This window comes from Thermomonospora umbrina, from assembly GCF_003386555.1.
Taxonomy (GTDB): domain Bacteria; phylum Actinomycetota; class Actinomycetes; order Streptosporangiales; family Streptosporangiaceae; genus Thermomonospora; species Thermomonospora umbrina.
The window spans coordinates 7023230-7044092 of record NZ_QTTT01000001.1; the positions used below are offsets into that span (position 1 = coordinate 7023230).

Below are 20863 nucleotides of genomic sequence, written 5' to 3' on the forward strand. Positions count from 1 at the left end.
GCCTTCGTGACGTCGTGGTCGTGGGGTTCGTCGTCGGTCGTGGCTTCTCGCGGCTCCGGTGGGCGCGTTCGACTCGGTGAGTGCCGAGGCGGGAAGAGGCCGGCGGCGACGTGGCGGCGCTGGCGGGGGCGGTGTGGAGGGCGACGTCGGTGTGCTCGTGGTGAACGGTCGTGAACGCGCCGCCGCCGGGCGCGACGTCGATGAGGGTCGTTGCAGGGATGGCGGAACGGGTCCGGGCCCTGCGGCGGATGACCGCTCCGGCTTCGTCGTTCGGCGCGGGTGTGGCGGGTCCGCGGTGGTGGGGTCGACGGGTTCGCCGGTGTGGTGGGTGTGCGGGCGGTGTTGGACGTCCTTCGGTGAACGCGGCGTGAGGCGGCGTCGTGGGCGCGTGTCCGCGGTGGTCGTCCGGGGGTGTGTCGGAGTTCACTTCGGCGTCGGTTTCGTCCCGTGTGACGGTCATCGTGGCGTGCGCCGTCGGCGGGGCCCGGGGTGTGAGGCGGGGCGTGTTCGGGGTGTGGGTTGGGGCGGGCCTGTCGAAAGTAGGGTGCTTGGGGTGACTTAGGCGGGATGTGCGGGTCCGTCGCGGCTCGTAGGTTCTGTGTTCGTGATGATGGTCGAGGGACGGGGGGCGGGCATGCGGGGTCTGGGTCGGGGGCGGTGGGCCCGATGATCGATCAGGTGCTGGAGGCGGTGCAGGGGGCGGTGTCGTCGCCGTGGTTCTATGCGGCGTTGTTCGCGTTCGCGTGTCTGGACGGGTTCTTCCCGGTGGTGCCGAGCGAGAGCCTGGTGATCACGGCGGGGGTGTACGCGGCGTCGGGTGAGCCGAACGTGGTGGCGGCGGCGTCGTGCGCGGCGGCGGGCGCGGTGGTCGGGGATCATGTGGCGTTCTGGTTGGGGCGGTCGTCGCGGGGGCGGCTGGCGCGGTTGCGTCCGGATTCGCGGTGGGGGCGGGCGTTCGCGTGGGCGTCGCGGACGTTGGAGCGGCGGGGCGGGTTGATCCTGGTGGTGGCGCGGTACGTGCCGGGCGGGCGGACCGCGGTGACGATGACGATGGGCGCGGTGGGGTATCCGGCGCGGTGGTTCGCGGTGTTCGCGGGGCTGGCGGGGTTGAGCTGGGGCGTGTACGCGACGGCGGTGGGTTATGTGGGGGGTCGGGCGTTCGAGGAGAGTCCGGTGAAGGGTCTGTTGGTGGGGTTCGGGCTGGCGTTGGGGATCACGGTGCTGGTCGAGGCGGTGCGGTGGTGGCGTGCGCGTCGCCGGGCGGGCCGCGGGGTCGGCGTCGAGGATTCGGTCGCCGGGGTCGGTGAGGGCGCGCGGGCCGGTGGTGTGCGGGTTGCGGCGGGCGCGGAGTCGGGTGACGGTTCGGGGTCGTCGGGCGGTCGCTGAGGACTCCCTCCCCCGAGTGCGGCGTCGGCGTTCCGGGGCGTCGGCCGGCGGCGGGTTCGGTTCGTCGCCCTCCTCGCCAAAGGACACTGCCTCCGCAAGGCGTCCCCGGCGTCGCCAAGACCCTCGCCGTCGGCGCCCTCGCCCAAGTCGTCGGCGGCGCCTTCGCCCGCCTCCAACTCATGAGAGGTCGACGCATGGGGGTCGGCCGGTGTGGTGTCGCCCCGGGTCGGAGGGTCGCCGCGCTCTGACGGCCTGCGGCTCCACCGTGGCGGCGTCGTGTCGTGTCTGGCGGGTGGGCGTCGCCCCGTCGGTGCCCGGGGCCCGGCTCGGCGGAGAGGCCTACCCGGCGGCGGGGGTCGGCCGGTGCTGTGGGCGGCCGTGACGTTCGCAGCCGGGCCGGGCCGGTGCTTCGACGTCCGACCGCCCCGCCCCAGCGGCGGCGGCGCCCGGTCGAGGGGTGCGGGGAGGGTCAGGGGCGGGCGCCGCCCGCCGTGTCGTCGGTGGGGTCGGCGGTGACGTCCACGAGGCCGGCCTCGTGGGCGAGGATCGCGGCCTGGACGCGGTTGCGGACGTCCAGGCGGGTCAGGATCGCGCTGACGTACGCCTTGACGGTGCCCTCGACGATGTGGAGACGGCGGGCGATCTCGGCGTTGGGGTGTCCGGCGCCGATGAGGGCGAGGACCTGTCGTTCGCGGGCGGTGAGGGTGTCGGCGCGGCGGCGGGCCCGGGCGCCGCGGGTGAGGCGGGTGTCGCCGTGCAGGCGGGTGATGACCCGGTGGGCGATCGGTGGGGACAGGTACGCGGCGCCGTCGGCGACGGCGTGGACGCCGGTGAGGAGTTCGCGGGGGTCGCCGGATTTCAGCAGGAACCCGGAGGCGCCGCCGGCCAGGGCGCGGCCGATGTAGTCGTCCTCGGAGAACGTGGTGAGGATGATGACGGCGGTGTCGGGGGCGGTGCGGCGGATCTCGGCGGCGGCGGCCAGGCCGTCCATGCGCGGCATGCGGATGTCGAGCAGGGCGACGTCGGGGTGGTGGCGGTGGGTGAGGTCGACGGCCGCGCGGCCGTCGTCGGCCTCGGCGACGACGTCGATGGCGGGGTCGGCGGCGAGGATGGCGCGGACCCCGGCGCGGATCATGGCCTCGTCGTCGGCGAGCAGGACGCGGATCGGCACGGCGGTTCTCCTCATCGGGGGCTCCCCCGCCGTCGCGGCGGGGGTGCGTCGGTCATCGGGGGGCGTCGGCGCGGACGACGTCCTTGGCGACGAGTCGTTCACCGGCGAAGCAGAGCCGGTAGACGTCGCCGACGCCCAGGACGTTGGCGTCGGGGCGGTAGTGCTCGCAGGCGGCCCCGGCGGGGACGTCGGTGTTCGCGCCGGGGTCGTCGTGGGGCCAGCGGCGGTCGGGAAGCAGCGGCGCGATCTGGGCGCGGTGCTGCCCGACGGCGATGCGGCGGTAGTCGTCGGGCGGCAGCACCGAGTTCACGGTGATGTACAGGTGGTGGCCGACCATGACGGCCGAGAGGGCCGCCAGGAGGGTCGCGGGCGCCGCGAACGCGGTGAGGAGTTCGCGGCGGAACCGGCGGCGGCGCCGCGCCCACTGCTGCGCGGACTCCGATTCCGGCCCCGGCGGCGGATCCGTCTCCCGGCCCGGCCGGAGATCGCCGCCCTCGTCGGGGGGCGCCGCCGGCGTGGGCCGGTCGTGGCCGCTCGGCGCGGCGGGGGTCCCCGGCGGGCGGGGGGCGTGCGGGAGGTCGGCGGCGACCTCGAACCCGCCGTCGGGGGTGGGTCCGGCGCGCAGGGCGCCGCCGGACAGGCGGACCCGTTCCCGCAGCCCCGTCAACCCGTGCCCGCCGCCGTCCGCGGTGGCGGGGGGCGGGCCGGCGGGTGGGCGCGGGTGGGCGACGGACACGCAGGTGCGGCGGTGGCCGCGGCGCACCCGGACGGTCACCTCCGCGCCGGGGGCGTGCTTGGCGGCGTTGGTGAGGGCCTCCTGCACGACCCGGTACACGGCGTGGTCGGCCATCTCCGTCCCGCCCTTTCCCTCGACGACGGGATCGGGGCCGGGGTCGTGGTGGAGGCGGACGGTCATGCCGGACGCGGCGGCGCGGTCGACGAGCGCGGCCACGTCGTGCCCGGCGGGTTCCAGGGGCGCCGGTTCGGACTCCTCCCGCAGCACGCCGATGATCTCTTGGAGGCGGGCGGTGGCGGTGGCCGCCGACGCGCGCAGGTCGGCGGCGGCGGCGCGGTGCCGCCCGTCCAGGTCGGCGGCCAGCTCCAGCGCCCCGGCGCGCAGCGCGATGAGGGCCAGTTCGTGGCCGAGGGAGTCGTGCATGTCGTGGGCGATCCGGGACCGTTCGCGGAGCCGTTCGCGTTCGGCGGTGATCCGCTGCTCGCGTTCGAGTTGCTCGGCGCGCTGCCACCCGGCGTGCAGCAGCTCGGTGTACTGCCGCCAGGCCCGCCCGGCCAGCCACGGCAGGACGCCCAACAGCACCAGCCACACCGTCAGGGGGAACCAGGTGGTGACGGGGGTGCCGCGGGCGACGTTGAGGGCCGCGCCGCCCGCGCAGATCAGCGCGTACGCCCACACGACGGGTCGTGTCGCCGGGGACCGCCGTCCCACCAGGTAGCCGGCGACCGGCAGCGCGAACGCGAAGTTCCCCGACAGGGCCGGCAGGGAGAACACCGCCAGCAGCGCCGCCAGCGGCCACCGCCGCGCCGCCGCCAGGCCCGCGGCCAGCGCGACGAGCCCCGCCGCCTGGGCGCAGACCGCCGGGGTGTCGCCGTGCGGCAGTCCCGCCACGACCGGCGCGGCCGGAACGGCCCACAGCGCGGCGCCGCGCACCGCCGCGCGGCCCGTCACCGCCCGCCGGAACGGCGTCCGGGTCCGCGGGAGCGTTCGCGTCGGGGTGGAACGTGTCGTGGTCGTCTCCACTCCCCCGACGGTACAAGCCGTGTGACGTGCGCGGACACTGACGAAAGTCAGGTGCCGCTACGGTGGGGGCGTGAACCGTGCACGCCGGTGGATGCGGCGGCCGTCCCGGGTCCGGGCCGCCGGGACCGCCGGGCCGCCGCCCGGGGTGCCGCGCGCCGCCCTCCGGCCGCCGGGCCCCGACGCGACCCGGACGGTTCGAGGGACTCGAAGGATGTTCACCGGCGCGGACGGGCTCGCCGCAGCGCCCGTCGCCCGGGAGGACGCGGCCCCGGCGGCCCGGGACGAGGTCGGCGGACGCGGGTCCCTCGTCCCGGCCGGCCGGTGCCGGGTGTCGACGTCCCCGCGCGGGCCGCGTTCCGTCGGTGGGGGCGGCGCGTGATCCGGGTCCTGTTGGCCGACGACCAGACCCTGGTGCGGGCCGGGTTCCGGTCCATCCTGGAGGGCGAGGACGACATCGACGTCGTCGCCGAGGCCGGGGACGGCGCCGCCGCCGTCGACCTCACCGCCCGGCACCGACCCGACGTCGTCCTCATGGACGTGCGGATGCCGGTCATGGACGGGCTCGAGGCCACCCAGCGGATCGTGTCCGACCCGCGCATGACGGCCGCCAGGGTCGTCATCCTGACGACGTTCGAACTCGACGACTACGTGTACGGGGCGATCCGGGCCGGCGCCAGCGGGTTCCTGCTCAAGGACACCGAACCCGCCGACCTCGTCCACGGCGTCCGCGTCGCGGCCCGCGGGGACGCGCTGCTGGCGCCGTCGGTGACACGGCGGCTGATCGCCGAGATGGCCGCCCGGATCGCCGCGCCGCCCCCGGCGGCCGAGCTCGACGCCCTCACCGACCGCGAACGCGAGGTGATGGAGCTGGTCGCGGCGGGCCTGTCCAACGAGGAGATCGCCGCCCGCCTCGTCGTCAGCCACGCCACCGCCAAGACCCACGTCAGCCGCGTCCTGACCAAGCTCGGCGCCCGCGACCGCGCCCAACTCGTCGTCATCGCCTACGAGTCCGGCATGGTCCGCCCCGGCTGGCTCACCTGACCCTGCAGGCCGCCCCCACGAGAACGTGGGGGCGGCCGATCGGGACGCGGTCACCCGTATCCCGGTTCACGGCCCGCCGTCTGCGGGGCCGGTCACAGGCCGACGGTGCGGAGCGCGGCGCTCATCCCGTGCGCGAACGCGTCACCGAACAGCGGGTGGACGCCGGCGTGACCGCCGGCGCCCGCGCCGTTCATCGCGACGGGCACCGCGCGGCCGTCGACGTCGATGAGGAAGTCCACCGACCCGTACGCGAACGGCGGTCGGGCCCCGGTGAGCGCCCGCTGCTCGGCCAGCGCCCGCGCCCACAGCAGCGTCGCGGCGCGGCCCAGCCGCTCGACCGCCGCCTCGTCCAGCCCGAGCTCGCCCCGCACCCCCGGGTCGGTGAGCGCCATCCGTCCCTCGCCCGGACCCGCGCACGTCAGGCACGTCGCGGCGTCCAGGCGGTCCCGGTCCGCGAACGGCGCCGCCGCCGGCCGCACCGGTCCCGGCAGGCTCCGCAGCCCCCACCCGCCCCGGCCGCCGGCCCCGGCGGTCGGGGCGCACGGGTCGGGGGTGTCGGGCGGGGCGGCGGGGCCGCCGACGACGAACATCCGCACGTCGCACACCCGCCCGTCGACCTTCCGCGACTCCACGAACGTCGACACCGTCACCGGGAACGGATCCGCCTGCGCCGGCACCGCCGCCCGCATCGCCTCCAACGCCGCCTCCACCGCGGGCCGGCCCCCGCCGGGACCGTCCGGGCCGGCGAACATCACCCCCGCGCCGTGCGACGACACCGCCGGCCGCAGCACCACCCCGTCGCCGCGCCCGAAGAACGCGTCCGCCGCCGCCAGCACCTCACCGCGGTCCCACGCCACCCGGAACGGCGTCGGCGCCGCCCCCAGCTCCGCCAGGTCCGCGCGCGCCCCCTCGAACAGCACCGGCTGCGCCGCCTTGACCAGCACGATCCCCGTACCGTTCACGAACCGGGTGTCGCCGCCGTCGATCCCCGGCACCCGCAGCGCCCGCGCCCCCCGCCGCGCCCCGCAGCCCAGCACGCCCGCGCGGGCCAGCACGCCGGCCATCGCCTCGCCCGCCACCGCCGCCACCGGACGGTCGTCGACCAGCAGCCGCCCGCCGTCGCGGCACCGCATCCGCGGCACCAGCACGTCCCACGGGCAGAACAGCACCACCCGGTCCCCGTCCGCCGCCCCGTCGAGCTTGTCGTCGCGGAACGTCTCCTCCGTCATCACCCGACAGCCCGGCCGCGAACGCACGAACAGGTCGGCGCAGTTGGCCCGGTCGACGGTCGCCGACGACCCCCGGGGATACGGCCAGACCACCACCCCGCCCGGCACCGGACACCGCCGCCGGACCGGCCCCGGCACCGGACGCCACGACCGCCCCCACACCCGGCGGGTCAACGCCTCCGACTGCCGCCCGCCCACCAGTTCCTCGTCGCTGCCCGCCCACGAACCCCGCTGGGCGGCACGGAACAACGCCTCACGCACCACGACTCCCCGACCACCGGGCCACCGCACGCGACCGCGCCGCCGCGGCCCCGGCACATCACCACCGCGACAATATGTCACTCGGTAACTACCTACGGCAACTAAGGGCGGGATTCCCGTCGTTCCGACCGAACCCGCGCCGCCCCACCGGTCACGACGGGCACACCGGGATGTCCCGCCCGTCGTTGTCCTTGGCCTCGTCATCGCCCCAATGCGCCAGGTACAACGCCGACACCCACGCCCGCGGCCCCCCACCGCCGTACACCTCGTCCAGGTCCGTCAACAGCCACCAGTGATTGAACTGATCGCCGCGCTCCACCCGCGCACCGCGACGCTTGCAGAACACGTAATGGGTGCCCCGCCGCAACGACCCCACCGGAGACCCCGCCGTGTCCGGCTCCCGGTACCCCTCGGCCGCCGCGAACGTGTCCACCCAGTACCGCTCCCGCGTCGCAGGCCCCGACCCCGCGGGCCCCCGCGAGACGCCCGGCCCCTCCGGAGACGCCGCCGCCCGCCCCGGATCACCGCCGTCACCGTCGCCGCCCGGCCACAGCACGATCCCCGCGCCCACCGCGCCGGACACCAGCCACGCCGCCAGCACCCACCCCACGTAGCCGCTGACCCGACGCCCCGCCGGCCGCCCGCGACGCCGTGCCACCGCCGGCGGCTCCGGCCACGGAAGCCGCTCCGCCGCGGGCCACCCGCCCCCGGCCGAAGGCGCGTCCTCCCGCGTCTCCCCCGCCGGCACCCCGGGGATCGCCTCACCCGGGCCGCCGGCGGACGGATCCACCGCCGTCGCGTCCACCCACGCCCCGCAACGCCCGCACCGGCCACCCGCCGCGTCCCACGCACCCAGCGCATCCGAACCGCACAGCGGGCACCGCACCCGGAACCTCCACCTCAGCCGCCCACACCACCGCCGACCCGACCCCGGCCGACGACGCCGTCAGCGGGACTCGGCCGCCAACCGCACCCCGAGACCCACCAACACCACACCCGACACCTGCTCCAACCGGCGCCGCACCCCCGAACGGCCCGACCACGCCCGCGCCGCCCCCACCAGCCACACCACGCCCAAGTACCACACCATGTCGACCAACACCCACACCACCGACAGCACCAACAGCGTCGCCGGCACCGGCGCCCCCTCCGGTACGAACTGCGGCAGGAACGACACCGCGAACACCCCCGCCTTCGGATTCGCCGCCGCCGTCACCAACCCCGCCCGGAAACTCCGCCCCCGCGAACCCGCCGCCCCAGCGACATCACCCACACCACCGGCCGTGTCCCCCGCGCCGCCGCGACCACGCCGCGCCTCCCACAACGCCCGCACCCCGAACCACACCAACACCGCCGCACCCGCCAACCGCAGAACGTCGTACGCCACCTGCGACGCCACCAGCAACGCCGACAACCCCAGCGCCGCCGCCACCCCCCACCCCAACACCCCGACCTCATTGCCGACCCAACGCCGCCGCCCCCGCACGACGCCCCGACACCATCAACTCACGCATGATCACCACGGTGCTCGGCCCCGGCGCCATCGAGATCAACAACGCCGCACCCGAGAACGCCACCAACGACTCCATCACCGACCCATCGTCACAGCCCCCGCACACCCGCCGCAATCACGAAAACACGACGGAACCGGACCACGACCGGGCCCCACCGAACCCCACGCGGCGCTACAGATCCCCGCCCTCACCCGGACGCGGCGACGGAGGCCCCGGCGACGGCGTCGGAGACGGACCCGGCGACCCCGAACTCGGCGACGGAGACGGCCGCGGCGCCGACGGCGACGAGAACGAATCCGCCGGCGGATCCACCGGCGGCGCACCCACCCGCGGCTGACACGCGAACAACACCACCATCAACAACGCCAACACGCCCAGCATCGCCGCCAACGCCAACACCGCCGTCGCCAGACCACGCTCAGGCCCCCGCGCCGCCACCGCACCCGACGACCCCGCCGCACCCGCCGCCGGAACCACCGACCCACCCGCACCCGACCAGTACGGCACGAACCACGGCCCCCGCCGCAACCGCCGCAACACACCCCCGGACCCACCCGACAACGACACCGGCTCCAAGAACCGCTCCGCCCCCGACACCCCCGCCTCGTACCGCACCGCCACCCACGGAGCAGGCCCCTCCGGCTGCGCCGCCACCACCGGCGCACCCCCCACCACCACACCCGACCCCGGCACCGCCTCCAAGATCGCCGCCCGGAACCGATCCCGCGCCGCCGCGTCCGCCGCCGCACCCCGCGTCAACACCGCCACCGTCGCCTGCCGACCCTCCGCGTCCTCCCCCAAGAACACGATCCCCGCCGCCGACTCCGCCAACCGCGCCGACAACCGGAACGGCCCCAACCACAACGGATCCCCCGACGGCAACGGCCTCGACATGCCGCCACACTAACAACCCCCCGACCCCGCCCCACCACCCACGACACACCAAGATCCGCACACGCCGGGTCCAGATGGGTAGGAGAGATCACATAGGGTCGGAACGCGACCGTCCACACGACGACAACGAGGTCCCGAGAACATGACCGTGGCCGCCCACGACATCGACCAGGCCGCGGGCCTGCTCCAACAAACCGTCGCCGAGGTCAAGAAGGTCATCGTCGGCCAGGAGCACATGGTCGAACGCATGGTCGTCGCCCTCCTCGCCAAAGGACACTGCCTCCTCGAAGGCGTCCCCGGCGTCGCCAAGACCCTCGCCGTCGGCACCCTCGCCCAAGTCGTCGGAGGCACCTTCGCCCGCCTCCAGTTCACCCCCGACCTCGTCCCCTCCGACATCGTCGGCACCCGCATCTACCACCCCTCCACCGAACAGTTCGACGTCGAACTCGGCCCCGTCTTCGTCAACTTCGTCCTCGCCGACGAGATCAACCGCGCCCCCGCCAAGGTCCAATCCGCCCTCCTGGAGGTCATGGCCGAACGCCAGGTCTCCCTCGCCGGACGCACCTTCCCCCTCCCCCAGCCCTTCCTCGTCATCGCCACCCAGAACCCCATCGAATCCGAAGGCGTCTACCCCCTCCCCGAAGCCCAACGCGACCGCTTCCTCATGAAGGTCGACGTCCACCACCCCGGCGCCCACGACGAACTCCAAATCCTCCAACGCATGAGCGTCGACCCCCCCGAGGCCACCCGCATCCTCGACCCCGACCAACTCACCGCACTCCAACGCGCCGCCGCCGACATCTCCCTCCACGAACTCGTCGCCGACTACATCGTCCGCCTCGTCATGGCCACCCGCGCCCCCGCCGACTACCGCCTCCCCGACCTGCACCCCCTCATCGACATCGGCGCCAGCCCCCGCGCCACCCTCGGCCTCGCCGCCGCCGCCCGCGCCCTCGCCCTGCTGTCCGGCCGCGACTTCGTCCTCCCCGACGACGTCCGCGCCGTCGCCCGCGACGTCATGGCCCACCGCATCGTCCTCACCTTCGACGCCCTCGCCGACGGCGTCGACCCCGGCGAGATCATCGACCAGATCCTCGCCGCCGTCCCCCCACCCCGCGTCGTGTGGAACCACGACCAGGCCGCCCACGCCTGACACCCGCGACCAGGGGAAAAGGACCCTCCATGACCACCGAACGCAGGCCCCGCACCGACCGGCTCACCCGCCTGGCCCCCGAACGCACCCTGCGCCGCCTCCAACTCGACATCACCCGACGCCTCGACGGCCTCCTCCACGGCGAACACCTCGGCCTCATCCCCGGCCCCGGCACCGAACTCGCCGAGGCCCGCCTCTACCAGCCCGGCGAAGACGACGTCCGCCACATCGACTGGGCCGTCACCGCACGCACCACCACCCCCCACGTCCGCGACCTCATCGCCGACCACGAACTCGAGACCTGGGCCCTGGTCGACCTCACCCCGAGCATGGACTACGGCACCGCCGCCCTCCCCAAACGCGACCTCGCCGTCGCCGCCCTCGCCGCCGTCGGCTTCCTCACCGTCCGCCTCGGCGACCGCGTCGGCGCCTACCTCCTCCACCACGACCACCTCCACCGCCACCCCGCCCGCACCGGCAAACACGCCCTCTACACCCTCCTCCAAACCGTCCTCGACACCCCCATCCACCCCAACGACGCACCACCCCCCGACACCACCGGCCCCACCCGCCTCAGCGAAGGCATCACCTCCCTCGCCCGCGGCCAGACCCGACGCGGCCTCCGCGTCGTCATCTCCGACTTCCTCGACCTCCCCCCCGCACCCGACGCCCCACCCCCCTGGGAACCCGCCCTCCGCCGCCTGGCCACCCGCCACCACGTCCTCGCCATCGAGATCATCGACCCCCGCGAACTCGACCTCCCCGACATCGGCCTCGTCCACATGACCGACCCCGAGACCGGCGCCGACCACGAGATCGCCCTCACCCCCAAGGTCGCTGCCGCCTACGCCGAGGCCGCCGCCGCCCACCGCGCCGCCAACCACGCCGCCCTGCGCCGCTGCGGCGTCCCCCACCTCCAACTCCGCACCGACCGCGACTGGATCGCCGACATCGCCCGCTTCGCCCTCCGCCAACGCCGCGTCGCCGGCCGCGGCGCCCCCACCGCACGCCCCGCCACCGCCGGGAGGGCCCGCCCATGACCTTCCTGTCACCCGGCCGCCTGGGGATGCTCGCGCTCATCCCGCTGCTCATCGCCGTCTACGTCCTGCTGCAGCTCCGCCGCCGCCGCTACACCGTCCGCTTCACCAACCTCGCGCTGCTCGCCCAGGTCGCCCCCCGCCGACCCGGCTGGCGCCGCCACGTCGCCGCCGGCCTCTTCCTGGCCATGCTCACCCTCATGTGCATCGGCTACGCCCGACCCGCCACCGCCGTCAAGATCCCCCGCGACCGCGCCACCGTCATGGTCGCCATCGACGTCTCCCTGTCGATGATGGCCCGCGACGTCGCCCCCAACCGCTTCGAGGCCGCCAAGACCGCCGCCAAGAAGTTCATCGCCGACCTGCCCGCCCGCTTCAACGTCGGCGTCGTCGGATTCGCCGGCAACGCCAGCGTCGTCGCCTCCCCCACCGGCGACCGCACCGCCGCGATGAACTCCATCGACGGGCTCGTCCTCGCCAAACGCACCGCCATCGGCGAAGCCGTCTTCACCTGCCTGGGGTCCATCCGCTCCTACGACGCCCAGGCCGGCCAGGACCCCCCGCCCGCCCACATCGTCCTGCTGTCCGACGGCGACAACACCACCGGACGCTCCGTCCCCGAGGCCGTCGACGCCGCCCGCGCCGTCCGCGTCCCCGTCTCCACCATCGCGTTCGGCACCGAGTACGGCACCGTCGAGATCGACGGCGAGACCACCCCCGTCGAGGTCAACAAGCTCACCCTCAGCAGCCTCGCCGAGGGCACCGACGGCAAGGCCTACGAGGCCGCCGACGGCGACCAGCTCTCCGAGGTGTACGCCAACATCGGCACCTCCCTCGGCTGGCGCACCGAACACCGCGACATCGCCGCCCGCTTCACCGGCATCGCCCTGCTGTTCGCCCTCGCCGCCGCCGGAGCGTCCCTGTACTGGTTCTCCCGCATCCCCTGACCGGCGCGTGCGCGTACGGGGCCGCGACGCTGATACGGTCACCCGACGTGGGGGAGCACTACTTCGCCGAACGGCCCGAAACCGGCAGCAGACGACGCACCGTCGACCTCGTGCTGCCCGACCTGCATCTGCGGCTCGACACCGACCGCGGCATGTTCTCCCCCGACCGCGTCGACCCCGGCACCCGCATCCTCCTCGAGACCGTCCCCCCGCCCCCGCCCGAAGGCAACCTCCTCGACCTCGGCTGCGGGTACGGCCCCATCGCCCTCACCATGGCGAGCCGATCGCCCCGGGCGAAGGTTCTCGGCGTGGACGTCAACGAACGAGCCCTGGAAACCGCCAAGGGCAACGCCCGAACCGCCGGCCTTGACAATGTAAGGTTCCTGCGGGCGGGGGAGGTCGACCCGGAGCTGCGCTTCGACGCCCTGTGGTCCAACCCCCCGATCCGCATCGGCAAGACCGCCCTGCACGACCTCCTCACCACCTGGCTGGACCGCCTGTCCCCCGGCGCCACCGCCCACCTCGTCGTCCAGAAGCACCTCGGCTCGGACTCCCTGCACCGTTGGCTCGAACGCCAGGGGCACGCCACCGAGCGGATCGCCTCACGGTCCTCCTACCGCGTCCTGGCGGTCGCCGCCCGCACCACCCCCGCACCACGCGACCCCGAGCCCCCACGGGGCCGCACGGGCCGTTCCGACGACGCACCGGAGGAGACACCATGACCGCGCCCCACGAGGAACGGCGCCGACAGCTCCGCCCCACCGACGTCAAGCGCCTCAACCGCGACTGGCGCCGCCGCACCGATGGCCGCCTGGCGCTCCTGGCCGAGTCCGTCACCCAGCCGTTCAACATCGGCTCGATCCTCCGCTCGGCCGCCGTGTTCGGCGTCGACCACTTCTGGCTCGCCGGCAACGCCACCTCCCCCACCCACCGCGGCGTCGGCAAGACCGCCCTCGGCACCGAACGCCTCGTCCCCTGGGAGCACATCCCCTCCCCCGCCGACGCCGTCGACGCCGCCCGCCGCGACGGATACCGCGTCGTCGCCATCGAACTCACCCACGACGCCGTCCCCCTCCACGAGGCCCCCCTCGACGGCGACGTCTGCCTGGCCGTCGGCGGCGAGGACCACGGCTGCTCCCCCGCCCTGCTCGACGCCGCCGACGCCGTCGCCTACATCCCCCAGATCGGACGCGTCGGCTCCCTCAACGTCGCCGTCGCCACGGCCGTCGCCCTCGCCGAGGCCCGACGCCGGGAATGGGCGCGGACCGACCCGCCCACCGCCTTGACAAAGTAAGGTGGATCTCGGCGCGCCGAGATCGCGTCGACGCCGCCGACCCGTCAGACTTGCTCGGGTGCCGCCCACGTACGCGTTCCTCGATCACCCCGGGCCCATCCCGTTCGCCCACCGCGGCGGCGCCCGCGGCGGGCTGGAGAACTCGCTGCCCGCCTTCCAGCGCGCCGTCGACCTCGGGTACCGGTACCTGGAGACCGACGTCCACGCCACCGCCGACGGCGTCCTCGTCGCCTTCCACGACCGCACCCTGGACCGGGTCACCGACCGGCAGGGCGCCATCGCCCGACTCCCCTACGCGCACGTCGCCCGCGCCCGCATCGGCGGCGTCGAGCCCATCCCCCTGCTGGAGGACGTCCTCGGCACCTGGCCCGACGTCCGCATCAACATCGACATCAAGGACGCGCCCGCCATCGCCCCCCTGGCCGCCGCGCTGCACCGCACCCGCTCCTGGGACCGGGTGTGCATCACCTCGTTCTCCACGCGGCGCCTGGCCGCCCTGCGCGCCCGGCTGCCGCTGTTCACCGACAAGGACGTGTGCACGGCGCTGGGCCCCCGGGGCCTGATGGCGCTGCGCGCCCGCTCCTACGGCGGGCCCGCCGCCAAGCTCGTACGGCTGGCGTCCACCGGGATCGCGTGCGCCCAGGTCCCCTACGGTCTGGGCCGCGTCCCGTTCGTCACCGAGGCGTTCCTCGAGCAGGCCCACGACCTCGGCCTGAAGGTCCACGCCTGGACGGTCAACGACCGCGCCGAGATGGAGCGGCTGCTGGACCTCGGCGTCGACGGGATCATGACCGACGACCTGCCGACACTGCGGGACGTGATGGACGCCCGCGGCCTGTGGCGACCCCGCGTGAACAGCACCGCCTGAGGCCGCGCCCCGTCGGGACGTCCCCTCGACGGAGGCGTCCCGCAACTCCCGCAGCCCGCTCGCGGTCGCCGAGGTCCCGGGCCATCGTGGCGCGTCCGTAGAGGTGGTGGGCGTCCTCGCGCGTTCGCGCGTTCGCGGGTCCGCGCGGCACGCGCAGCCCGGCGCGAAGATGTCGACGAACGTGGACCACATGTTGGGCTCGGCGAACTCTCACGCCCGGTTCATGTCCATCGTCGCGTCTCTTGCCCGTGCCATCCTACGGACGATCATCGTCGCCGTCGGGCGGGGACGTGTCAGCGGTTGAACCCGGGTGGAGGGCGGTCGCGCCTCAGCTCGGCGGCGATGCGGAGCGGAGCGGCCGGTGCCCGCCGGTCGGCGGGACGGTCCTGGCGTTCGGTCGGGGGCGCGCCCGCGTCGGTGAGGGCCGGCGATCCGGACTTCAGTCGCTGCAGCAGCTCCAGGTCCTCGGCCGACACCAGGGCGGCCATCACCCGGCCGCGTCGGGTCAGCACCACGGGCTCACCGGTGTAGGCGACCCGGTTGACCAGATCGGCGAACTGTGCGCGCGCCTCCGTCACCGGTTTCTCCACGGCGTTCATCCTATAGCGAACCCGCCCGTTCCCTCCCGGCCCCCGACGGGCATACTGAAACGTACAGTCTGTACAGTTCGAATGAAGGAGAGCCCATGTTCCCCACGCACGGCCAGGACCCGGCCGGACGGCGACCCGACACCCACGCGCCCCGCGCCCGCGCGACCGAGATCCCCCAGCCGGCGCAGGAGCACGTGTTCCAGCGGCTCCTGGACCGGCGGATCGTGATCATCGGCTCGGAGATCGACGACGCGCTCGCCAACCGCGTCTGCGCCCAACTGCTGCTGCTGGGCGCCCAGGACGTCCAACGCGACATCACCCTGTACATCAACTCCCCCGGCGGGGTCGTCGACGCCGGGATGGCGATCTACGACATCATGCAGTACCTGCCCAACGACGTCGCGACCGTCGCGCTCGGACTGGCCGCGTCGATGGGGCAGACCCTGCTGTCCGCGGGGGCGCCCGGCAAGCGGCACGTGCTGCGGCACGCCCGCGTCATGATGCACCAGCCGCACGGCGGCATCGGCGGCACCGCCTCCGACATCAGGATCCAGGCCGAGCAGTCGCTGTACCTCAAGCGGACCCTGGCCGCGCTCTGCGCCCTGCACACCGGCCGGACGGTGGAGCAGATCGAGGCCGACGCCGACCGGGACCGCTGGTTCACCGCCGAGCAGGCCCGCGAGTACGGCCTCGTCGACCACGTCATCGACACCACCGACAGGGTGGGCTCATGACGCCCGGCCCGCGCGGCGAGGTCCGCCCCCCGCCGCCCTCGTTCGTCGAACGGACCGCGTACGGGGTCACGGAGACCGACCCGTACGGCAGGCTGTTCGCAGACCGCATCGTCCTGCTGGGCACCCCGATCGACGACACCGCCGCCAACGACGTGATCTCGCAACTGCTGGCGCTGGAGAACAGGGACCCCGACCGGCCCATCGCGCTGTACATCAACTCCCCCGGCGGCTCCCTGACCGCCATGACGGCGATCTACGACACGATGCGGTACATCCGCGCCGAGGTGGAGACCACCTGCATCGGGCAGGCGGCCTCCGCCGCAGCGGTCCTGCTGGCCGCCGGGACCGCCGGACGGCGCGCCGCCCTGGGCCACGCGCGGATCCTGCTCCACCAACCCGCCGTCCAGGGCACCCGCGGCAGCGCCGACGACCTGGAGATCCAGGCGCGGGAGGCGCTGCGGGCGCGCGCCGCGATGGAGGAGATCATCGCCCGGCACACCGGCCGGGACCCCGAGCGGGTCCGCGCCGACATCGAACGGAACCGCTTCCTCACCGCCGCCGAGGCCAGGGAGTACGGGCTGGTGGACGAGGTCCTCACCGCCCGCCGCCGGCCCGGCGGGTGAACGCTGGGCGCGTCCCCGGAACCGCGCGCCCTGCGGGGCCCACGACGCCTCTCCGGCGGCGGGCGCAAACCCACAGGGTTGGAGGGGCCCCCGGGGGGGAATCTTGTGACGGTATCCAGCGTTGGTCGACATAAGACCGCTAGCCGTCTGGGAGGCAACGCACGATGGCCGAGCGCGCACTTCGCGGCACCCGACTCGGAGCTACCAGCTACGAGAACGATCGCAACACCGATCTGGCCCCACGGCAAGAGGTGGACTACACCTGCTCCAAGGGTCACCGGTTCACCGTGACGCTCGCCGCTGAGGCCGAGGTGCCGATGACCTGGGAATGCCGAAGCTGCGGCGCCAACGCCCTGCGGGTGGACGGGGAACTCCCCCAGCCCAAGCAGGGCAAGGCGCCCCGCACGCACTGGGACATGCTCATGGAGCGGCGCACGATCGAGGACCTCGAGGAGGTCCTCGCCGAGCGCCTGGCGATCCTACGGGCTCAGCGCAAGAAGACCGCATAACACCGTCGACCGACCTGATCTCCGGGCCCGTACCGCACCAAAGCGGCACGGGCCCGGAGCCTTTCACCCCCCCGTCACCGCTCCCCCGGCGGACACCGCACGGCCGATCCCTTACGGCGACACCACGCCCGTCCCGTCCCACCGCTCCGCGCCGGCCCCACCATGCCATCGGACCGGATCTTGGCGGTAGGCCGGCCTGTATGGACCTACTTGGATTCGATCCGTCCGAAGGGGTCGGGGCCGGTCGTCACCGTGTCGCGGGCCGCCTGCCAGGCGGGGTCCCCGGGGTAGAGCGCGCTGCGCAGGTAGGCCCAGGCGAGCGTGGCGAGGGCGGCGACCCGCTCGGGGTTCTCGTCCGTGGTTTCGGCGACGTCGTATCCGGAGACCCCTCCGAGCCCGTGCTCCGCGTCGAACAGGGTGAGCAGGGACTTGGGGCCCGGGGACAGGACGTAGGGGTCGGTGTGCCAGTCCGGGCCGCTGACCGTCAGGAAGGCGGAGTCGTCCTTGTCTCCGGCGACCACGAGCGCGGGCGTCGTCATCGTGGAGAAGTCGGTGGTCAGGAAGAAGGGGTAGTTCTCGACGGTGAACTCGGTGAGGGCGTCGCCGCCCCGGCCGGGCGCGGCGAGCAGGACGCCGGCTTTGATGCGGGGATCGGCCAGGTTCACCGTCGTTCCGTCGTGGGGATCGGTGAGCCGGGCGCCGAGCAGCAGGCTCGCGGTGTGCCCGCCCATGGAGTGCCCGGCGACGGCGACCCGGCTCCGGTCGAGGCGGCCGGTGAGCTGCGGGACGGCGTCCTCGATCACGTCGAGCCGGTCCAGGACGCGCGTCATGTCCTCGGCCCTGGTGCGCCAGTGCGCTCCGGTCCCGGGCGTGGCGGGCCCCAGGCTCAGCGTCCTGGAGTCCAGGTGGGTGGGCTGGATCACGACGAAGCCACGTGCGGCCCAGAAGTTCGCGAGCGGGGCGTAGCCGTTCAGCGAGGAGAGGTTGGTGGAGAAGCCGAGACCGTGCGAGAGGAGGATGATCGGCAGCTCGTCGCCGGTCACCGGCGCGGAGATGCGCACCTGGAGGTCCACGGCGCGGCCGGGGGCCGGCAGGACCACCGGGCTGATCGAAAGGACAGCGGTGGGCGAGTGGAGGGTGTCGGCTGTGTAGGCCATGAGGAGCATGCCTTTCGATGACCCCGCCGCCGTCCGCGTCCGGCGGCGGGGATGGCGGAGCGCCCGCAGTCGGCTAACCTGAAAGCGGATCGTTGTTCCACTTAACATACGGATCAGCGATCCGTTTCGTCAAATGGTCGTCGCGAGGAGAACGTGGTGCCCCCAGCAGGCCCGGACAAAGGAGCGTCCGCCCGCAGCAGGCGAGCAGACGCCATGCGCAACCGGCAGTCGCTGCTCGACGCCGCCGCGGAGGTGTTCGTGACCTCGGGGATCGACGCGCCGATCCGCCGGATCGCCGCCCGGGCGGGTGTCGGGCTGGGGACGCTCTACCGCCACTTCCCCACCCGGGCGGAGCTGGTCACCGCCGTCTACCACCATCAGATCGAGGCCTGTGTCACCGCCGGCCCGAAGCTGCTGGCCGATGCCGCCTCCCCGTTCGACGCGCTACGCCGGTGGGTCGACCTCTTCACCGACTTCCTGGTCACCAAGCACGGACTCGCCGACGCCCTCCAGTCCGACAGCGACCGTTTCGCCACACTGCACACCCACTTCCTCGACCGGCTGATGCCCGTCTGTGCCGAACTGCTCGACGCCGCCGTCGCCGCCGGCGAGATCAGGCCCGGCATACAGCCCTACGAACTCATGCGCGGCATCGGCAACCTCTGCATCGGACGCGACAGCGACCCCCGCTACGATCCCCGAAGGCTGATCGAACTGCTCCTTCACGGGCTGCGGCCCTGATGAACACGCGTTGAACGAACGCGCCGGGCACGGCCACGGAAGGCCGTCCACATCGGGGATCCACCGCGCCCGGACCTGGCGCGCGGCGTCCGGCGCGGCCCGTCCGACCGCTCAGCCGGACGCGTCATCGGTGGAGTCCAGCGCCACATGGACCGCGGCTTCGACGGTCTCCCACTCCTCCTGGAGTTGCCGCCCAGTGATCCCGTCGTACCGCTCCAGCTCACGGTGGATCCGGCGGGTCCGGCGCAGCAGATCCTCATGGTCGCCGCAGCCGAGTCCGGTGACTCGCTCACGGCTCCCACGTCGCCACCCTCTGTTCCCCAACGCGGGTCAGATCTCGTCGTCGGCCAGCGGCCTACCGCCAAGAAATCCGGTCCGATCCTCCTCGCGGGCCGGATTTCTTGGCGGTAGGCCGCTGATTCCGTCCGGTGCCTGTCAGCACATCAGCCCGGGTCATCGCCCTTGCGCTGGTTCGGGTAGCAATCCGGCCCCCAGGTCCGATCATGGTCCCGGTGCCGAACCCCCGGTTTCCCGGCCTGCCCGACCTGCGGCTCCGGGCGACGCGGTGCGTTTCCGGCGTACTCCGGCCGCACCCCAACAAGATCCGTCTCTGAAGCGGAATCGCGAACGGTCTGGCAGGAGGTCGGCTTCCGCCGCCTGGAGCACGCTGTTGCCGCAGACCGCCGCGCACCAGCACCTGCGTCGTCCGAGCAGCTCCTCACGCTCGAACGTCTTTAGCACGGCCGCGGCCACCTTCCCCATGGGTGAGGTCCTGACCGACGCGGCGGGCGCATGAGCCCACCGGCGGCTCGCCCGCGCTCGCAGAGGCCGATGCCATGGCCGTCAGAAGGCGTCGACGTACACGTACACCCGGTCGAGGCGGAGGGCGGCCAGGTCAGCGCGGCGAATCACCCAGTGGAACAGGCCCGCCTCCAACTCCTGGCAGTCGTCTTCCCCGCGCCAGGTGGCCAGCAGCGTCCACTCGTCGCCGTCCGAGATGGGCTGCGGCACCGCGTCGCGGGCCGCCTCGACCGGGTCCCAGTTGAACAGGACCGGCTCGCCGCCGAGCTGGAAGCGCCAGTGAGGGCGCCAGCCGACCACGTGCGACCAGGCGGACTCCAGCTCAGCCGCCCGCTGTGACTCCTCGTCGTCGTCCTCCTCGCGCCACGGCCACGACCACTGGTGGAAGCAGAAGTCCAGCCGCGTCCGGCGGTAGGCGCCCAGGCCGTCGTCCGGGTCGACCGGACGCTCGGCCAACGGCGTTGCGGCCGGGACATACCGCACGGCGTCGGCGACCACCGCCCCGCTGCCCGGATCCGGGTCGGCGAAGAACAACAGCCGGCCCTCGGTGGGCAGCGGTAGATCCGTCGCCCCCGGCGGTAGGGCCGCGCAGTCGACGGCCGCGACGAACGCGGCCGCCGATGCGCCGGCACCCTCCGGCAGCGGCGGGTTCCCGCCGGTCAGCGCCACGACCGGGCCGGGGCCGTCCGGTGCGAGGTAGACGGCCGGGCGAGCGGCGCCTATGTACGCCTCCACCTCGGCGTCCGGAATTCCCCGCGCGGCGGCCTCCACCCGGAAGCGAGCGGCCCTCGCCGCCGGTGTCTCGTCAATGGTTTCGGTGTCGGTCACGGCAAGGAGCCTAGGGCGGCGGCCTCGGCCTGCTGCGCGCCTGGGTAGAGCAACACTTCGGCGCTCAACGGCAGTGACAACAACTCCGCGCATCCACAGCCAACATCTCCGCGCTCAACAACCCACGCCGATACCCCAACACACACGATCACAGCCCCGAAATTTTGGGGCTGGTCGCACGGACCCGAGCGGTGGGCCTCCCGGGGCACCGCCCCCGGCGGCGTCGGTGATGCCGACGATCCGGAGACCGCCGGGACGCCGCCGCCAGGGGCGCTGAGCGGTCAACTTCTGTCCCACTCTCGTCCCCCTCTCGCCGATGATCACCA

Annotated in this window: 23 protein-coding genes and 1 pseudogene; 15 read left to right on the forward strand and 9 right to left on the reverse strand. The window is 73.9% G+C overall.

From position 1 onward, the window contains the following. Positions 1–666 precede the first annotated feature (666 nt). On the forward strand, positions 667–1386 hold the full coding sequence (locus tag DFJ69_RS31880) for a DedA family protein (RefSeq protein WP_211328887.1): 720 nt from the start codon (positions 667–669) through the stop codon (positions 1384–1386). Between the two features lie 63 nt (positions 1387–1449). After that, positions 1450–1562: pseudogene (locus tag DFJ69_RS35975) on the forward strand (AAA family ATPase); the annotation flags it as partial. A 293-nt stretch (positions 1563–1855) separates the two neighbouring features. On the opposite strand, the gene DFJ69_RS31885 reads toward DFJ69_RS35975, so the two are convergent. Together DFJ69_RS31885 and DFJ69_RS31890 are read right to left on the reverse strand one after the other, a co-directional pair. Beyond that, positions 1856–2572 carry a response regulator gene (locus tag DFJ69_RS31885; protein ID WP_116025996.1) on the reverse strand — a complete coding sequence of 239 codons (717 nt, stop codon included), beginning with the start codon at positions 2570–2572 and terminating at the stop codon, positions 1856–1858. 37 nt (positions 2573–2609) lie between these two features. Then, on the reverse strand, positions 2610–4316 hold the full coding sequence (locus DFJ69_RS31890) for a histidine kinase (RefSeq protein WP_116025997.1): 1707 nt from the start codon (positions 4314–4316) through the stop codon (positions 2610–2612). 70 nt (positions 4317–4386) lie between these two features. Between DFJ69_RS31890 and DFJ69_RS33985 the strand changes: the two genes are divergently transcribed. Beyond that, positions 4387–4695, forward strand: a complete 309-nt coding sequence (locus DFJ69_RS33985; RefSeq protein ID WP_147312538.1) for a hypothetical protein — start codon at positions 4387–4389, stop codon at positions 4693–4695. Next, complete coding sequence (locus tag DFJ69_RS31895) at positions 4692–5357, forward strand: response regulator (protein WP_116025998.1); 666 nt, start codon at positions 4692–4694, stop codon at positions 5355–5357. Before DFJ69_RS33985 ends, DFJ69_RS31895 begins: the two co-directional genes overlap by 4 nt. A gap of 92 nt (positions 5358–5449) precedes the next feature. On the opposite strand, the gene DFJ69_RS31900 is transcribed toward DFJ69_RS31895, so the two are convergent. The 3 genes from DFJ69_RS31900 to DFJ69_RS31910 form a co-directional block, all read right to left on the reverse strand. Further along, positions 5450–6847 carry a hypothetical protein gene (locus tag DFJ69_RS31900; protein ID WP_147312539.1) on the reverse strand — a complete coding sequence of 466 codons (1398 nt, stop codon included), beginning with the start codon at positions 6845–6847 and terminating at the stop codon, positions 5450–5452. Positions 6848–6998: 151 nt separating this feature from the next. Next, the gene (locus tag DFJ69_RS31905) at positions 6999–7505 is read right to left on the reverse strand and encodes a hypothetical protein (RefSeq protein WP_170177889.1); all 507 of its coding nucleotides are present in this window, start codon (positions 7503–7505) and stop codon (positions 6999–7001) included. A 288-nt stretch (positions 7506–7793) separates the two neighbouring features. Further along, a complete protein-coding gene (locus tag DFJ69_RS31910; protein ID WP_245974655.1) occupies positions 7794–8294 on the reverse strand; it encodes a LysE family translocator in 501 nt (166 codons plus the stop codon). A 65-nt stretch (positions 8295–8359) separates the two neighbouring features. On the opposite strand from DFJ69_RS31910, the gene DFJ69_RS35980 reads away from it, so the two are divergent. The 7 genes from DFJ69_RS35980 (at position 8360) to DFJ69_RS31940 (ending at position 14554) form a co-directional block, all read left to right on the forward strand. After that, the gene (locus DFJ69_RS35980; RefSeq protein ID WP_245974656.1) at positions 8360–8698 is read left to right on the forward strand and encodes a hypothetical protein; all 339 of its coding nucleotides are present in this window, start codon (positions 8360–8362) and stop codon (positions 8696–8698) included. Between the two features lie 699 nt (positions 8699–9397). Next, entirely contained in the window at positions 9398–10408 is a 1011-nt protein-coding gene (locus DFJ69_RS31915) for an AAA family ATPase (RefSeq protein WP_116026001.1), read from the forward strand. Positions 10409–10437: 29 nt separating this feature from the next. After that, positions 10438–11448, forward strand: a complete 1011-nt coding sequence (locus tag DFJ69_RS31920) for a DUF58 domain-containing protein (RefSeq protein ID WP_116026002.1) — start codon at positions 10438–10440, stop codon at positions 11446–11448. Continuing rightward, the gene (locus tag DFJ69_RS31925) at positions 11445–12392 is read left to right on the forward strand and encodes a VWA domain-containing protein (protein ID WP_116026003.1); all 948 of its coding nucleotides are present in this window, start codon (positions 11445–11447) and stop codon (positions 12390–12392) included. The genes DFJ69_RS31920 and DFJ69_RS31925 overlap by 4 nt, the downstream gene beginning before the upstream one ends. Positions 12393–12439: 47 nt before the next feature. Next, positions 12440–13114: a class I SAM-dependent methyltransferase gene (locus DFJ69_RS31930; protein WP_116026004.1), complete on the forward strand. Its 675-nt coding sequence runs from the start codon at positions 12440–12442 to the stop codon at positions 13112–13114. Continuing rightward, positions 13111–13686: a TrmH family RNA methyltransferase gene (locus tag DFJ69_RS31935; RefSeq protein WP_116026005.1), complete on the forward strand. Its 576-nt coding sequence runs from the start codon at positions 13111–13113 to the stop codon at positions 13684–13686. The genes DFJ69_RS31930 and DFJ69_RS31935 overlap by 4 nt, the downstream gene beginning before the upstream one ends. A gap of 58 nt (positions 13687–13744) precedes the next feature. Further along, positions 13745–14554, forward strand: a complete 810-nt coding sequence (locus DFJ69_RS31940) for a glycerophosphodiester phosphodiesterase family protein (protein WP_116026006.1) — start codon at positions 13745–13747, stop codon at positions 14552–14554. Between the two features lie 293 nt (positions 14555–14847). On the opposite strand, the gene DFJ69_RS31950 is transcribed toward DFJ69_RS31940, so the two are convergent. Then, positions 14848–15153, reverse strand: coding sequence for a type II toxin-antitoxin system Phd/YefM family antitoxin (locus tag DFJ69_RS31950; RefSeq protein WP_116026008.1), 306 nt, complete (start codon positions 15151–15153; stop codon positions 14848–14850). An 86-nt stretch (positions 15154–15239) separates the two neighbouring features. Between DFJ69_RS31950 and DFJ69_RS31955 the strand changes: the two genes are divergently transcribed. The 3 genes from DFJ69_RS31955 to DFJ69_RS31965 all read left to right on the forward strand — a co-directional run bounded on the left by DFJ69_RS31955 (position 15240) and on the right by DFJ69_RS31965 (position 17010). Further along, positions 15240–15878 carry a ClpP family protease gene (locus DFJ69_RS31955; RefSeq protein WP_116026009.1) on the forward strand — a complete coding sequence of 213 codons (639 nt, stop codon included), beginning with the start codon at positions 15240–15242 and terminating at the stop codon, positions 15876–15878. Next, on the forward strand, positions 15875–16501 hold the full coding sequence (locus DFJ69_RS31960) for an ATP-dependent Clp protease proteolytic subunit (RefSeq protein ID WP_116026010.1): 627 nt from the start codon (positions 15875–15877) through the stop codon (positions 16499–16501). The genes DFJ69_RS31955 and DFJ69_RS31960 overlap by 4 nt, the downstream gene beginning before the upstream one ends. A 164-nt stretch (positions 16502–16665) precedes the next feature. Further along, positions 16666–17010, forward strand: a complete 345-nt coding sequence (locus tag DFJ69_RS31965; RefSeq protein WP_116026011.1) for an RNA polymerase-binding protein RbpA — start codon at positions 16666–16668, stop codon at positions 17008–17010. A gap of 206 nt (positions 17011–17216) precedes the next feature. Here DFJ69_RS31965 and DFJ69_RS31970 read toward each other — a convergent pair whose 3' ends face one another. Further along, complete coding sequence (locus DFJ69_RS31970; RefSeq protein WP_116027048.1) at positions 17217–18167, reverse strand: alpha/beta hydrolase family protein; 951 nt, start codon at positions 18165–18167, stop codon at positions 17217–17219. Between the two features lie 213 nt (positions 18168–18380). Here DFJ69_RS31970 and DFJ69_RS31975 point away from each other — a divergent pair, with 213 nt between their 5' ends. Continuing rightward, positions 18381–18908, forward strand: a complete 528-nt coding sequence (locus tag DFJ69_RS31975) for a TetR/AcrR family transcriptional regulator (protein ID WP_116026012.1) — start codon at positions 18381–18383, stop codon at positions 18906–18908. 111 nt (positions 18909–19019) lie between these two features. Here DFJ69_RS31975 and DFJ69_RS31980 read toward each other — a convergent pair whose 3' ends face one another. Both DFJ69_RS31980 and DFJ69_RS31985 read right to left on the reverse strand, forming a co-directional pair. Continuing rightward, the gene (locus tag DFJ69_RS31980) at positions 19020–19232 is read right to left on the reverse strand and encodes a hypothetical protein (protein ID WP_116026013.1); all 213 of its coding nucleotides are present in this window, start codon (positions 19230–19232) and stop codon (positions 19020–19022) included. Between the two features lie 519 nt (positions 19233–19751). Further along, on the reverse strand, positions 19752–20537 hold the full coding sequence (locus tag DFJ69_RS31985) for a DUF1963 domain-containing protein (RefSeq protein WP_211328889.1): 786 nt from the start codon (positions 20535–20537) through the stop codon (positions 19752–19754). Positions 20538–20863: the final 326 nt, after the last annotated feature.

Coding starts and splice junctions, on each gene's coding strand:
- DFJ69_RS31885 (WP_116025996.1), bottom strand. CDS start 2,572: ATGAGGAGAACCGCCGTGCCGATCCGCGTCCTGCTCGCCGACGACGAG.
- DFJ69_RS31920 (WP_116026002.1), top strand. CDS start 10,438: ATGACCACCGAACGCAGGCCCCGCACCGACCGGCTCACCCGCCTGGCC.
- DFJ69_RS31965 (WP_116026011.1), top strand. CDS start 16,666: ATGGCCGAGCGCGCACTTCGCGGCACCCGACTCGGAGCTACCAGCTAC.
- DFJ69_RS31935 (WP_116026005.1), top strand. CDS start 13,111: ATGACCGCGCCCCACGAGGAACGGCGCCGACAGCTCCGCCCCACCGAC.
- DFJ69_RS31915 (WP_116026001.1), top strand. CDS start 9,398: ATGACCGTGGCCGCCCACGACATCGACCAGGCCGCGGGCCTGCTCCAA.
- DFJ69_RS31880 (WP_211328887.1), top strand. CDS start 667: ATGATCGATCAGGTGCTGGAGGCGGTGCAGGGGGCGGTGTCGTCGCCG.
- DFJ69_RS31970 (WP_116027048.1), bottom strand. CDS start 18,167: ATGGCCTACACAGCCGACACCCTCCACTCGCCCACCGCTGTCCTTTCG.
- DFJ69_RS35980 (WP_245974656.1), top strand. CDS start 8,360: ATGATCACCACGGTGCTCGGCCCCGGCGCCATCGAGATCAACAACGCC.
- DFJ69_RS31925 (WP_116026003.1), top strand. CDS start 11,445: ATGACCTTCCTGTCACCCGGCCGCCTGGGGATGCTCGCGCTCATCCCG.
- DFJ69_RS31955 (WP_116026009.1), top strand. CDS start 15,240: ATGTTCCCCACGCACGGCCAGGACCCGGCCGGACGGCGACCCGACACC.
- DFJ69_RS31975 (WP_116026012.1), top strand. CDS start 18,381: ATGCGCAACCGGCAGTCGCTGCTCGACGCCGCCGCGGAGGTGTTCGTG.
- DFJ69_RS31960 (WP_116026010.1), top strand. CDS start 15,875: ATGACGCCCGGCCCGCGCGGCGAGGTCCGCCCCCCGCCGCCCTCGTTC.
- DFJ69_RS31950 (WP_116026008.1), bottom strand. CDS start 15,153: ATGAACGCCGTGGAGAAACCGGTGACGGAGGCGCGCGCACAGTTCGCC.